At 60.0% G+C, this 14140-nt stretch carries 8 protein-coding genes and 1 pseudogene; 6 read left to right on the top strand and 3 right to left on the bottom strand.

Features of this window, described 5'->3' with window-relative positions; all coding sequences use genetic code 11:
* Positions 1 to 3: 3 nt before the first annotated feature.
* Positions 4 to 737, bottom strand: a pseudogene (locus tag FXB40_RS24225) (IS3 family transposase); the annotation flags it as partial.
* A gap of 1194 nt (positions 738 to 1931) precedes the next feature.
* Entirely contained in the window at positions 1932 to 3518 is a 1587-nt protein-coding gene (locus FXB40_RS24220) for a carbohydrate porin (protein WP_246207886.1), read from the bottom strand.
* A gap of 915 nt (positions 3519 to 4433) precedes the next feature.
* On the opposite strand from FXB40_RS24220, the gene FXB40_RS24215 reads away from it, so the two are divergent.
* Genes FXB40_RS24215 through FXB40_RS24190 form a run of 6 tightly spaced genes read left to right on the top strand, consistent with a single transcriptional unit; the run spans position 4434 to position 12361 of the window.
* Positions 4434 to 5699, top strand: coding sequence for an extracellular solute-binding protein (locus tag FXB40_RS24215; RefSeq protein WP_148774699.1), 1266 nt, complete (start codon positions 4434 to 4436; stop codon positions 5697 to 5699).
* Between the two features lie 45 nt (positions 5700 to 5744).
* A complete protein-coding gene (locus tag FXB40_RS24210) occupies positions 5745 to 6863 on the top strand; it encodes an alpha/beta fold hydrolase (protein WP_148774698.1) in 1119 nt (372 codons plus the stop codon).
* Complete coding sequence (locus tag FXB40_RS24205; protein ID WP_148774697.1) at positions 6860 to 8530, top strand: hydantoinase B/oxoprolinase family protein; 1671 nt, start codon at positions 6860 to 6862, stop codon at positions 8528 to 8530. The genes FXB40_RS24210 and FXB40_RS24205 overlap by 4 nt, the downstream gene beginning before the upstream one ends.
* Positions 8523 to 10700, top strand: a complete 2178-nt coding sequence (locus FXB40_RS24200; RefSeq protein WP_148774696.1) for a hydantoinase/oxoprolinase family protein — start codon at positions 8523 to 8525, stop codon at positions 10698 to 10700. The genes FXB40_RS24205 and FXB40_RS24200 overlap by 8 nt, the downstream gene beginning before the upstream one ends.
* Positions 10693 to 11088, top strand: coding sequence for a RidA family protein (locus FXB40_RS24195; protein WP_246207884.1), 396 nt, complete (start codon positions 10693 to 10695; stop codon positions 11086 to 11088). Before FXB40_RS24200 ends, FXB40_RS24195 begins: the two co-directional genes overlap by 8 nt.
* Complete coding sequence (locus tag FXB40_RS24190) at positions 11060 to 12361, top strand: NAD(P)/FAD-dependent oxidoreductase (RefSeq protein ID WP_246207882.1); 1302 nt, start codon at positions 11060 to 11062, stop codon at positions 12359 to 12361. Before FXB40_RS24195 ends, FXB40_RS24190 begins: the two co-directional genes overlap by 29 nt.
* 211 nt (positions 12362 to 12572) lie before the next feature.
* On the opposite strand, the gene FXB40_RS24185 is transcribed toward FXB40_RS24190, so the two are convergent.
* Entirely contained in the window at positions 12573 to 14054 is a 1482-nt protein-coding gene (locus FXB40_RS24185) for an alkaline phosphatase family protein (protein WP_148774695.1), read from the bottom strand.
* Positions 14055 to 14140: the final 86 nt, after the last annotated feature.

Here is a 14140-nt window from a genome sequence, read left to right as displayed (position 1 = left end):
TCACCGGTGGATCACTTCGGCCTTGTAGAGACCGTTCACGGTTTCGGCGACGGCGTTGTCATAGGAATCTCCGACGCTGCCGACAAAACGCTCGACGCCAGCTTCAGTCAGGCGTTCGGTGTATTTGATAGAGACGTATTGGGCGGCCCCGGTCGCTTTGATGCACGAGCCTGCCGCGGTGGACCGGTCGCCGATCGTGCACGGCCTGCTCCAGGGCATCGAGCACGAAGCCTGCATGCGCCGAGCGCGAGGCCTCGCCAGCCCACAATCCTGCGGGCATAGGCGACGATCACAAAGGCGGCGTAGACGAAGCCGGTCCAGGTCGCGACATAGGTGAAGTCGGAGAGCCAGAGGACGTTCGGGCTTGGCGCCTTGAACTGGCGGTTGAGGTGATCCAGCGGGCATGGCGAGGCCTTGTCGTGGTCTTGACCGGCTTGCCGCGGATAACCCCTTGCAAACCCATGTCCCGCATCAGTCGCGACACCGTGCAACGGGCAACATCGAAGCCTTCGCGCTTGAGCTGCCGCCAGACCTTGCGCACGCCGTAGACGGAGAAGTTCTCATCGAACACGCGCCGAACCTCGATCTTCAGCCTGACATCTTGCCTGGCGCGCGCCGACTGCGTGCCGGATCGCGCCGCTTGGCCATATGGGCGTGGTAGGTCAAGGGGGCGATCGGCAAGACCTTGCAGATCGGCTCGACCCATGCGCCTCACGATGATCGTCAATGAAGGCGATTGTGTTTCGGCATGGAACAAGGGCTCTGACTCATATGTGGAAAGGCCCGGGCTGCAAGATATTTCTCCGATTCAACAAGGGATGACGGTGCCGTCATATGTTCGGCCTGTAAACGCGGCGCCAGGCCTACCGGGAATGTCATCATTCGGAGTTCATCCAGATTTGCACCTTGCCTCCTCGGCAGCTTTCTTCTTCAGCCGAAGAGCTCTTAAGATCAGTCTCGTGCATGCCGACGTCCAAACCACGGAAGAAGTCTATCGCGCGCCTCCCGCGTTGCTGAGACGGCGCAGTGTGCGGGATATTCACCGCGCAAACCACCTACTCTGCTGCCGCAGGCTCTGCAGCAGTCCGATTACAGGCGGCCTCAAAAAGGCGCGCCTCAATGTAGGAAAGTCTTTGCCAAAGGCTATATGGCTCATCACGCAGTCAGCACTGAGATCCACGAGCGCGTCCTGACCTTGGAGCAGCCCCCGATTTGGAATTGACTCTGTGAGCGATCGGCCCTCACCAAATGCCCAAGTTGGATCCTTGCGTTCTGCCGCGCCCTTGGCTTACTTGCCCGTCGTTGCCCTTGTCCTGTGGGCGCCAGATCGGTCCGAGCGGGCGCGCAGCGCCAGTTCGAGCCTCCACATCCGTCCTGACCGGCTATGGCGCTGCATGACGACGCGGGCATGACAATAATCGAATAATGCGATTTGATCGCCGCTGTGATGCGATGTGGGGACGTCGCCGCTTGTGAATACAAGTAAGGCGAGTCAACCTGCCGTTTGACCCGTACGCTCCCGCAAGGAAGCCGTCCTGTGTGAGCTTGCTTCTGGTGCCGATATGACAGACCTCGGAATAGGGATCAGCTTCAAGTTGGGACGGTGGGCGCTGAGTTTCGATCTTGAGAAGATCGACGAGTTCAAGGCGCAGCACGGCTCCGACCTGTTCGTTGAAGAAGGGTGCCGTTACGTCACCCGCCGATGCTAAGCGCTCGGCATCACTGACGATCTCCGGCTATGGCTTGAGGCAGTGCGGGCAAACAGATGACTTGATCGCGCCAGCCACGGAATACGTGAACACGAACTCACCTGGGAGCGTGTGGGTTTGAAGTCACCCAATCGGCCTCATAATAAAGCTCCTGCGTCCTGGGAGGCTGCCAATGCTGCCACCGAGCCGGCGTGAGCCGGCCCGGCGGGCTTCCGGAGCGCTTTAGAAGAATATCGATGTCGACGCTGAGAAGTTCAGGGCGTGGCCGATTTGGGGTGTGTACGTAATGGTCGTGGGATTGTTGATATAGGTGAGACCAAGGTTGAGATAGACGCCCGGCGCAAGATGCGCCGTGTATGTGCCAGAAATTGCCTTACTGTCGTTGTGAACGAGGTTCTTGGCCGCCAGTGCGTTCTGCACGGCAATGTTGCTCCAGACGGTGTCTGTCGCAACAACTGAGATCTGATCGCTGGGACGGCTGTCAAAGAGGCCCTTTGCGTAGAGACGCGCTTCGTAATACTGGGCGACCTTGTTTTGGTCGGGCGGTGCTCCCATGACGGAGAAGCCGCCGTAAATGCCGCGCGAGGCCGCGCCCTGCGGTGCGACCTGCCAAAGCTGGCGATCGGCCGCGACATAATAGAAGTTATTCTCGTCCCCTCTCGGTTGTTTGGGGAAAGCGAGATTGGTGTAGTGAGCGGTGTTGTAGCCGATACCGGCGCGTAGCCAAGTATCGAGCACACCGGGAGCCGCCTTGGTCTGGTACCCCGTTTCATCAAGCGTTAGGATGCCGGTATTGGGCGTGGTCCAATTCAGGCCCGCCGGGTTCTGATTGACCTCTGTCGCTACGCCGTCCGGGCTGATCGACCGCTGCACCGAAAGTTTGGTGTAGAGTTGACTATCGAAATTGTATCGAAGATTGATGGCCGGTGTGGGTGTCGCGTTGCTGCTCATCCCGCCTTGGTACAAGACGTTCGACGAGGGTCCGAAAACGCTCGCGCCAGCGTTTCCGCCGACCAATGTGCCCGCGAACTCATGCGAGTTTCTGAGGTAACCGACCTTGAGTTCGAGCGCCCTGTCGAAGAAGGTCTGATAATAGGCAAGCGTGTTGATGCCGAGCCTGTCTGGGCCGCCCGGCTGCCAGGTCCACGATTGCTGCTCCATGCCGGCGATGATCTGGCCGTCGGGGATCCCATATCGAGTGAGGTCATAGGTGACCATCACGTAGTTTACGCTGTTGAACGTCGGATTCTGACCATTGTAGAGCTGATTGGCGATAGTGCTTCTGGCCGCATTTGGGAGCACGTTTTGCACGTAGCTGTTCTGTGTCCAGGCAACATAACCGATGCCGAGATCAGCCAGGGCTGATCTGAAGCCGCCTTTATCCTGGTCAACCGTATCGGCAGGACCAGGGATGTTGATTTCCAGGCCCCGCTCACGAAGCTTGTTGAATCTTGCGAACTTGCTGGCTTCGTCCTGCGGTTTCCCTGCCGCGATGTCAGCACGGCTGGCGTGGGGCAAAGCGGGAGCTTGCGCCAAAGCAGACCTTCCGGGAACGCTGCCCGAGCCGATTTCTGCAGCTTTCCCCGAATTGGGGGGCCGGCCCTTCTTCTTCGGGAGCTTTGGTTTAACGGTCGCATCGGGAGTATCGCTCTTGATGCTTGAGCTGCGGGCACTCTGTGCCAGCGCCATACTGCTGATCAGACTAACTGCCAATGAAAGCGCGACCACGCGCCTTCCCTGCTTTGGAAAAAGCTCAGGCGCATCGCCAAATGCCTTGACCTGCCCGCAGCGCGTAACCTGCGCGCCCACCCGTCCAATACGATTTCGCTTTACTCGCATAACGCCCCCGAGGAGATTGTGAATCTTGTGACGGGGCTCCAATCGCATTGAGACCGCAACAGCGGGATGACGTTCATCGAATAATTCGATGGGAAGCCGTGCGATACGCGATCCCGCACGCTCATGGGCTTCCCAGGCCAGCACCAGCTGGACGGACCGGCGCTCGGTGCAACTGCCCCATCCGCGCGTGATAATTCGACAAAGCCGAGCGAAGCCGCAGAGCACTTCGAACGGGACATCTTGTCAAATACGCTGTTGCTGCGAGCGTAAGTGGTGTTCTCGAGAGAGTGTTTCGCGATGGCGATCTTGGTCAAATGCGGATCACGCTGGGCTAGCGTGAGCTTTGAAAGGGCGAGGCCGCTGAATTGCGCCTCGGCCACGACCGCTACCGTATTGGGGGCGCCGCCGAACATTCACGCGTCGTGCATCTGCCGCGAGCGCCTCCCAGATTGGATCGCATATTGGAGTAATGGCATCGAATAATTCGCTGTATGTCATTTGATCGTAGCAAATACCGCCTCTAAGTGCCCCCTGACAGATGTGCAGGCAGACAGCGAGAGGACGAAACGCGATTTCCGCGGTTGCGGCCGATCGGTTCACTGTCCGGAATGGCTTTACGAAGCCGCGGTACACCGAATGGGCTCCGCCACCACGAGCCTTTGGAGTGGACCGAGGCCAGCGCGAGGCTACGTGAGCAGCAGACTTAAGCTGGCAAGGAGACTAGCGGTACGGTCCTAAGTACAAAGCGGTTTTCGACATTCAGCGATCCGGGCATCAAATGGCGAGCCCGCTGCTCCTGGCTGAACGAGAGATGGACCGCCACACCACTCGGGCTTGAAATTGGCGCGCCAGAAGAGATCAGGCGAAACCTCTGGGGATGACGCGATGCGGACCACACGTCGAAAAGTGCTGCTAGCTACTGCTAGCGCTATCGGCTCACTCGCCGTTCCAGCGATCGTCCGTGCCGCGACCACCAAGCTGACGATCAGCCACGGCGCACCGGCCTATCTCAAGATGCTCGCCGAGCTTGGGCAGCAATTTTCCGCCAAGTATTCTGGCGTACGGATCGACTTCATCGCCGGCGGCGAAAACTGGGATCCGCTTTTGCAAAGCACGCTCCGCTCGGCTTTGGTCGGTGATTTACCGGATGCGACGTGGCAGTCCCTTACCTATGCAGGGATTCTTGCAAAGCGCGGCATATCGCAACCGATGGACGCATTCACGGGAGACGTCAAAGCCCTGTCCGCCATGGGACTTTCGCAGCCCTTGATCGATGCAACTCAGGTCGGAGGAAAGACCTATTCTCTGCCCTTCGGGACGACCATTCCCGTCATTTATTACAATATGACGCTGTTGAGGCGGGCCGGCTACTCGAAAAACGAGCTGCCATCGTCTTGGGACGAAATCGCCGCGATCGGAAAGCAGGTTGCCTCGTTCGGCGAAGGCGTCAATGGCGGATATATCGAGTATATGTCCACCAACGCGTGGATGTTCCAGAACATTCTCGGCACGCTCGGCAGCCGCATGATGAATCCCGAGCAGACGCAAATCACGTTTGCCGGGCCTGAGGGCCTGCAGGCACTAGAGATACTTGCAAAATTCGGCCGGACCAACAATGTCGACATGACGCAGGACCAGGCGCGCCAGGCGTTCAATTCCGGAATTAGCGGGATCCATATCCGAACTGCAAGCGGCATCAACTCGGTAGCCAAGGCAGCTTCGGGAAAGTTCGAGTTGCAGGTCGGCCAACTGCCTGTCCCCAGTCCGCAGGGAAGGCTTATTGGAGCCGGGCACGGCTTCTTCATGTTCACCAAGGATCCAGAGCGCCAGCGGCGGGTCTGGGACTTCATCCGCTTTGCGGCGGATCGCGATGGCCAGGCCATCCTTGCGAAACACACCGGCTACCTGCCGATCAACATGATCGCTCTGAACGATTCAAAGTTTCTCGAATCCTATTTTGGCGATCATCCATATCACCGCTCTGTCGTCGAGCGGATGTCGATAACGGGCGATCAGTTTTCATTTCCGAGCGACAACACCGTCAAGATCGTCGACATGATGGCCGAGGAAATGCGCAAGGTTGTCACGCAACGTTCAGAGCCGAAGCAAGCCTTGGCTGATATGACCAAGCAAACCAGGAAGCTGCTCTAGTGCGCCGCCTCGTATGCACCTGCGGCACCTGAGGTGAAGCCCGCAATGGCTGATCAACAGCAATTAAGGCACTCCCAGGCAGCGCTATTCAAAGGCGAGCATCAGTCGGCCATTGGCCTTGTGCCGGTGCTTGCCTACTGCAGGCCAGGAAATGTGGGCAAACCGCTCGTGCTGTTTCTCACTGGCGGGGGTGTTATGGCGCGCATTGCCTACGGCCACCCAGGCGCAAACGCGAGCGATTTCCTCGATCATTGGCTCGAGAGGGGAGGATGGGGTCTGTTGACTGCCACCTATCCCGGCGATCATCCGGCGCTCACGACATCCAATCCAGATCTGACGTTGGACGACTGGGCGGCGGCGCTCGCAGCACTCGTCGCGGAGACATTGGGCAGCGGTCCAAAACGGCCGATCATTGCCTGTGGCTGGAGCATGGGTGGCAAGCTCGTTTTTGCGCTGACCCGTGCGCTGCGCCTGAAGGGGCTTGCCCTCGCGTGCTTCGTCTCCTTCTGCGCAACGCCCCCCTTCCCTCGCCTAGACGGCGGACCGATCCCACCGGAGCGAATGTTGCCCAACGGACTCTGGGACCTTTCGGCCGGAACGAGGGATGGCCTGACCAGGGACGAGCGCTGGCAGCAAGAGCTACTCGCAATCGCGAATCTGGAAGGGCACAGTGTCGTCGATCCGGACTTGTTCAGGTCTCTCTACCGGACCAATGTCCCTACCGCGTTGTGGGGACCAGAGCTGGACCGGCTTTTTGAAGGACAGACATATCAAGAGTTGTCTTGCGCGCTTCGTAAGGCCCGCTCGTTCTCGGGCGACGATTATCCTATATGCGCTGCGGTTGTTCCCATGGACTCACGGGACTACCGGCACGCTCTTGCCGATGAAGCGGTCTGGGGATCCATCACCGTCCAGGGCCTTCTGCACAATGTCGTGGCGAAGGTAGCCCCCGGGCAGCTCTCCACGCATGATTGGCTTCGTCTCCGTGAGCGTATCATCGACCTGCCGCGGCGCCTGGTCAGGCACCTGCCGGGTGGACATTTTTTCTTCGTCGGAGCACGTGGCGCAAGCGCCACCATGTCTCATCTCGTAGACCTTCACGAGGAAGTACAGCGCGCTTGCGAGTTATTTGGTGGTTTCAAAGGTTTGCGGACAAGCACATGAAGGCGAATGTCGACTTCGATCCAATCGAGCTTGAGATCTTCTGGAATCGGTTGCTGTCAGTGGTGGATGAGGCTGCGGTTGCGTTGCTTCGGACTGCATTCTCCACCGTCGTTCGCGAATCCAACGATTTCACAGTGGTCCTGATGGATGCAGAAGGGGCCAGTATCGCCGATACAAATGTCGGGACTCCGTCGTTTGTCGGAATTCTTCCCAGAACCCTGCGCCAATGCTTGGCTCGCATACCAATCGAGGACTGGCAGGACGGGGACTACATCGTCACCAACGATCCCTGGATGACCGCGGGTCACCTACTCGATCTGGCAATGCTCGCGCCCATCTTCCATCACGGCCGGCTGGTCGGATTTTCTGGATCCATCGCTCATCTGCCCGATATCGGCGGCGCGCTGTTTTCAGCAGATTGCCGGGAAGTGTTCGAGGAAGGAATACGCATTCCGCCAACCAAATTCCTGCGGCAAGGACAGGAAAATCGGGACCTCGCCTACCTCATTCGCGCCAACGTCAGAGTACCGGAGCAGGTTCTGGGTGATGTCTACGCGCAGGTTGCTGCGCACGCAGTCTGCGCACGCAAGCTTGGCGAATTTCTCGAGGCCTCGGGCCTTCAAGATCTGACCGCGATCTCGGCTGCGTTGCAGGATCGCGCCGACAGGGCGATGCGATCCGCGATAGAGGCGGTACCCGATGGAACTTATCGCGCTGTCCTCACAGCCGACGGTTATGACAATGAGGAGACGCGGATCGCATGCGCAGTGACCGTTGCGGGCTCGCAGCTTCACGTCGACTATGCAGGTAGCTCGAAGCAGATCGGCCGTGGTCTGAACTCCGTCATGAACTTCACCTATGCGCTTTCAGTGTATCCATTGAAATGCGCGCTCGATCCTACGACTCCTCGTAACGAGGGATCCTACCGCTCGATTAGGGTTACAGCTCCGGAAGGGAGCATTCTCAACCCGGTTTACCCTGCAGCGTGTAATGCGCGGCAGCTCACAGCCCATCTGCTTGCGGGCGCGATCTATAAATGCCTCGCTCAGGTCATCCCCGACAAGGTCGTCGCCGAGTCAGGGACTGCACCAACCCTGCGTTCGGTCTACAGCGGCATCGATCGCTTTGGAAACCGCTTCTCCCAAGTCTTGTTTGGCAGCGGCGGAATGGGAGCAAGCGCTCACTCCGATGGGCATTCCTGTACGCCATTTCCGACCAACACGGGCTCTGGAAGCATCGAGGCATTCGAAGCGGCGGCGCCATTGATCGTTTGGCGCAAGGAGCTCATCGCGGACTCCGGTGGAGCTGGCCAGTACCGCGGGGGACTGGGCCAGGAAATTGAGGTCGAGGTGGTTTCCGCTGGAGATATCCAGCTCTCCCTCATGGCTGACCGACAGAAACACGCACCCGAGGGTCTGATGGGTGGACGGAACGGCGCACCAGTTGCCATTCGGCTGAGGGATGGATCGCAGCCGCATCCGAAATCTCGCAGTCTGCTCGCGCCAGGGCAGCGCTTGATCTTGCGTTACGCCGGTGCCGGCGGCTTCGGAGATCCCAAGAAGCGCACGCGCGCCGACATGCTTTTGGATCTGGAAGAGGGGTATGTGACGGTGGAGGGTTTGCAGCATCACTACGGCGTACGGCTCGAGGAGATCGCAGGTGAATAACGTCGGGAGTGAAACTCGCAAGGTTCGGACGGGCGTCGACGTCGGTGGCACGTTCACTGACCTCGTTCTCGTCGACCAGAATACGGGGAAGATCTTTCTAGGCAAGCGTCTGACCACACATGCCGACCCAAGCCGCGCGATCTTGGGGGGGCTCGAGCGAATTGCGAAGGAATCTGGCCGCTCGATAGAGAGCGTCGACGATCTCGTGCACGGTACGACGCTGGTCACCAACACCATCATCGAGAGACGGGGCGCCAAGGTCGGCCTTCTGACCACACGAGGTTTCCGCGACAGTCTTGAACTCGGCAAGGAAATCCGCCACGACCGGCACGATTTGTTTTTGCGCCGGCCGGAGCCACTGGTCTGTCGACGCCTGCGCCAGGAAGCCGGCGAACGGATCAATGCGGCGGGCGAGATTCTCCTGGAACTCGAGGAAGCCAGCGTCCGGGCTGCCGCCCAGGAGTTCAAGGCGAGTGATGTCGAAGCCATCGCTGTCTGTTTCCTGCACAGCTATGCCAATGCAGTTCATGAGCAGCGTGCAAAGCAGATTCTGCAATCCGAACTGCCAGGAGTGCCGATCACCCTCTCTCACGAGATTTCACCAGAGATTCGCGAATACGAGCGAGCCAACACGGCATGCGCCAACGCATATGTTCAGCCCATGATGAACCGCTATCTGACGCGGCTCGATAGCAGACTACGCGAGGCCGGCTTTGCTGGCTCGCTGTCTCTGATGTTGTCGGGTGGGGGTCTCACACGTATCGAGGCTGCCGAGGCACAACCCATTCATCTCATCGAGTCGGGCCCCGCCGCCGGAGCGACCGCTGCCGCCTTCTACAGCCGGATCACTCAGATCCCTGATCTGATCTCCTTCGACATGGGAGGCACGACTGCAAAAATGTGCCTCATTGAGGCTGGTCAGCCCGAACGATCGAACCAGTTCGAGGCGGCCAGGGTCAGCCGGTTCCAGAAGGGATCGGGGCTTCCTCTCAAAATCCCTGTCATCGACCTGATCGAAATCGGTGCCGGAGGCGGGTCGATCGCTCGCATCGACCAGATGGGCCTGCTCAAGGTCGGGCCTCAGAGCGCGGGATCCGAGCCGGGGCCGGTGTGCTACGGACGCGGAGGCAGGCGTCCAACGGTCACGGATGCCGACCTTGTCCTTGGGTACCTCTCGCCGACCTACTTCCTTGGTGGGGAGATGGAGCTCGATATGGATGCCGTGCAGCGTGCGCTGCACGAGCATGTCGCCGAACCCCTAAATATTGACGTCCTGCAGGCCGCGATTGGCATCCGCAGGATTGTCGATGAAAACATGGCGGCCGCAACGCGGATGTACATCGCAGAGAAGGGCCGCGATCCGCGTCAATATGCGCTTCTCGCCTTTGGTGGCGCAGGTCCCGTCCACGCGCATTCGCTCGCCAAGCTGCTCGGGGTGAAGCGAGTAGTCGTTCCGCTTGGCGCAGGAGTGATGTCCGCGCTTGGCTTTCTGGTGGCCGCGCCGGCGATCAACTTGGCGCGGAGTTATGCCGGCCGTGTTGCAGAGCTGGATTGGCAGCGCGTCAACGCCTTGCTCGAAGCCATGGAGCAGGAGGCAAGTCGTTTTCTGACCCGGAGCGGCATTGCATCTGAAGCCATCGGCTTTCGACGCTGCGTCGACATGCGCCATCTGGGACAGGGTTTCGAGATCCCAGTCGACGTTCCGGATGGTATCCTGGACGCACGGACCGCAGATACGCTCGCCGGCAGTTTCCGGAACGCCTATGAGATGCGGTTTGGGCGAAGCATCGCCGGGATTGCGATTGAAGCGCTGACGTGGCGGCTTGCCGCCGTTGGTCCAGCGCCCGAGGTGTCATTGCAGTTCTCGGTTTCCGACCGCGCCGAGGCCGGACCCCACAAAGGCTCAAGGATGGTCTATTTCCCAGAGACCGGATTTGTAACGGCGGATGTCCTCGATCGCTATCGGCTCGGTCCAGGAATGCGGTTCGAGGGGCCTGCGGTCGTCGAAGAACGCGAGTCGACAACCATCATTGGACCTCACTGCAAGGCCGAAGTTGACGCCTCGCTCAATCTCATTATCGAGCTTGCGGAAGTGCCGCGGCAGCGCAGCGACGCACCCGGAGAACCCGCGCCATTAACTGTCAAAATAAAGGAGGTGTCCCGTGTCTGAGCGTGCCCATGTCATCGATCGGCTGCGCGGCAAAGCTATCGGCCGAAACGCCGGAACTGCCTATCGTGAGTTGGTCTGGGTCGCCACGATCCCTGACCGAAAGACTGCAAGCATTTCGGAGCAATCTACCGACATTTTCATGAAGCTCGATCGCCTTTTGGCGGAGCTCGGCACCGACAAGCAGCGGATTCTTTCCGCCACGGTCTACCTGTCGGATTTGAGCCACAAGGCCTCGTTCGACGAGGCGTGGTGCAGGTGGATAGGTGATGATCCCTGCCATTGGCCGCAGCGGACCTGCGTCGGCGCTCAGCTGGTCGGTGCCACCCTTGTGGAGATCATGCTGCTGGCTGCGAGGGCAGATGGCGGTGCGATTGATGCACCAATCTGAGCGACATGTCGTGGTGATTGGCGCCGGCATTGTCGGCGCTGCGACCGCAATCGAGTTGCTGCGCGAAGGCCATCAGGTCACGATTCTTGAGCCCGGGGAGATCGGCGGTGATCATGCGGCGAGCTATGGCAATGGAGGCTGGATCAGCCGCAGTCTCGTCGTTCCAACGTCTGTCCCCGGCCTTTGGCGACATGTTCCTGGCTACCTCATGGATCCGCTCGGGCCGCTGACGATCCACTGGCGCTATCTTCCGGGCCTGCTTCCATGGTTGTGGCGCTTCCTTCATTCTGGCTCGACCATCGAGCGGGTCGGAAGAACAGCGGCAGCCATTTCTGGTCTGATATCGGATTGTGCCGAACGGCACCGCAAATTGGCGCAAGAGGCTGACGTGCCAGATTTGCTGCAGGACACAAGCCTTCTTCATGTGTTCCGGAAAAGAAGCGATTTTGACGCCAATGCGCTTGCGTGGCGCCTCAGACAGCAAAACGGCACGACATGGCGCGAGTTGGATCAGGGACAGCTATCCTCGCTAGAGCCTGACCTCGACCCCCGCTACACCTTTGCCATAGCCGTGGACGGAAGCGTATGTGTTGATCCCGGACGATACGTCGCGGCCCTTGTTGACCACGCGTGCCGACGAGGTGCAACGATCCGCAAAGGACGAGCAAGGGGTTTTCGGATCAAGAGCGGTCGGCTCCAGGCGGTTCAGACAGCCGACGGTGAGCTCGCATGCGATCGAGGTGTTATCGCGACCGGGGCCTGGTCGAAGGAGCTCGTTCGGGGGCTGGGCGACCGCGTCTTTCTGGAGAGCGAGCGCGGCTATCACGCCGTCATTCAAGACCCGGAAATCAAGCTTAAGAGCCGGATCTTGTTCACCGACGGAAAGCTCGCCATCACCACCACACCTTCCGGCTTGCGCGTGACCGGACAGGTCGAATTGGCGAGTCTACGGGCTAAGCCGAATTGGACGCGAGCGCACGTCCTTCGCGATTTCGCGCTCAACGCATTTCCGGGCATGCCGAAGACTTTGCCTCACACTCGGCAAACGTTTTGGATGGGGCACCGCCCCTCTACGCCCGACGGCATCCCGGTCATAGGCTCAGCAAGCAAATGCGCGGATGTGATTTATGCCTTCGGACACGGCCATATCGGCATGACTGCCGCCCCCGTGACGGGCCGCATCGTCGCGGAGATCATCAGTGAGAAAACGCCTTGCATCGATCCTGGGCCGTTCTCGGCGCGTCGGTTTGGAGGCGGTGCACACCCGCAGTGAGTGGACGTGGATTCGACCGGCCTGCGAGCTACGCCGCCGTCTTCCTCTCCTGGAATTCTGACGATCCCAGCCTCCTTGTTTGTGAGACGGAAGCGAACGGCCCTCCACTGCTCGTCAGCGGCTGTCCAGGTTCCCTTATCAAGCAGAGGGTCATCCTCACGACGGAAGCCAGAGAAATCCGCTGGATTGCGGCGCTTCGCGTCTCAGCGCCTCAACATTCGATCCAGCCGCCGGCGATATAGCTCGCACCGCCAACATGCTCGCGCCGGAGAATCTGGCGATAGTCCCCAAGCCGGGCCTCAAAGACTTCCTCGCGCGGGTAGATGAGATTTGGCGCCAATGCGAGCGCCTCGTGGAGCACCCGCCCGCTCATCGTCGGCGTGGCCGAAACTCCAAGCAGATGGAGAATGGTGGGCGCGATGTCACAGATTCCGGACGGCAAAGAAGACGTGGCCCCGCTGCACGGAACCGCGGTCCCTGCGAGGATCCCGACCGCTGCAAGCTCTTTCGGATGAAGACCACCATGCAGGCCGAGGCCAGCGCGGCGATCATTGTCGTAGAATGTGCCTCCCTCAAGGCCGAAGGCATCATCGCTGTCGTCCGTGCGGAAGGAAAACGCAACGTCCGGCGCTCGAATATGGTCGGCAAAGACGAGCCGCTTCGAGAAGCTGCCCGGCGCAATCCCATTGACCTCGTCCCTGGCCCGCGTGAAGATCGGGCCGCACCACGGCTCGGCCGTAAGGCTTGCGACCAGCCGCGCGAGTGTCGCCTCATCCATCTCATCAAGATAGAGTGCGCCAACTTGCCCGGGAACGACCACGACGTCGACTCCGGGACCAGGCGCCGTACCTGGAGAAAAGCCCGCCGCCCGCAGGCTACACACAACGGAGATCCGCGTATGGCCCGTGATATGGCCATGATCGGACAGGGCGAATAGCTGGACGCCGGCGGCCCTCCCCTCCGCGTCCCACCAGTCGAGCACGCGGCCGAACTGGCGGTCGCAATATGCGATGATGGACCTGGTCTGATCCGCTCCCGTGCCGTGGAAATGCGAGGTGACGTCGGGCTCGCCGAATGAGAGGATCGTGACATCCGGACGGCATCTGGGCCAGACATAGTCCAGGAAGGCCGATGTTATCCAATCCTGGCCGGCGCGGTCGGGCTCGATCTTGGGAGGCGCGGGAGGTAATGGCCCAAGCTGGGCCTCGATGTCAGCGAGGACTTCGGAGGGCGTGCATGCCTCGCGGAAGTGACCGGAGAGACGGACGTGACCAAGGTCCTCGGCTTTGTGGTGAAACAGCCGCGTCGTGCCGGGCGTATTCGTCGACAAGACGCCAAGGCTCCGGCCACTCTTCGCCAGGAGCTCGCCAAGCGAAGGGGCCGAAAACAAAAGCCCGCCGCTCGCGACATCGAGTTCACGCAAGAGAACCGCATCGGACGTGTCGATATAGCGAGGCGGCAGGGTGGTGCGATCGACATATTTGTTGCCGACCATCCCGTGGCGGTCTGGCGTTGCGCCTGTTACGAAGCTTGGGAAGGCAGAACGGGTTTCACTCGGATACACCGTGCGGTGATTGGCAAGCGTCAGGCCAGCCGCTTTCAGTCGCCACAAATTGGGGGTGAGTTCCCGGCTGATCAGATCGGGGCGCAGGCCGTCAAAGCTGACCACGAGAATCCGAGGTGATTCAAGCATCTTTCAAATCCGTTCTTTCTCGCACGCGATACCAAGGTTAGGATCCCGATCCGGCAGCCGGCTCGAACATGCTGGCGCTGTTCGCC

The organism is Bradyrhizobium rifense (assembly GCF_008123425.1).
Lineage (GTDB): Bacteria > Pseudomonadota > Alphaproteobacteria > Rhizobiales > Xanthobacteraceae > Bradyrhizobium > Bradyrhizobium rifense.
Note: the sequence above shows the minus strand (reverse complement) of the source record. Positions and strands in the feature narration are given on the sequence as shown.

Excerpts from the sequence above, each read along its gene's own strand:
- FXB40_RS24190 (WP_246207882.1), top strand. The coding sequence starts at position 11,060 with ATGGCGGTGCGATTGATGCACCAATCTGAGCGACATGTCGTGGTGATT.
- FXB40_RS24205 (WP_148774697.1), top strand. The coding sequence starts at position 6,860 with ATGAAGGCGAATGTCGACTTCGATCCAATCGAGCTTGAGATCTTCTGG.
- FXB40_RS24210 (WP_148774698.1), top strand. The coding sequence starts at position 5,745 with ATGGCTGATCAACAGCAATTAAGGCACTCCCAGGCAGCGCTATTCAAA.
- FXB40_RS24215 (WP_148774699.1), top strand. The coding sequence starts at position 4,434 with ATGCGGACCACACGTCGAAAAGTGCTGCTAGCTACTGCTAGCGCTATC.
- FXB40_RS24185 (WP_148774695.1), bottom strand. The coding sequence starts at position 14,054 with ATGCTTGAATCACCTCGGATTCTCGTGGTCAGCTTTGACGGCCTGCGC.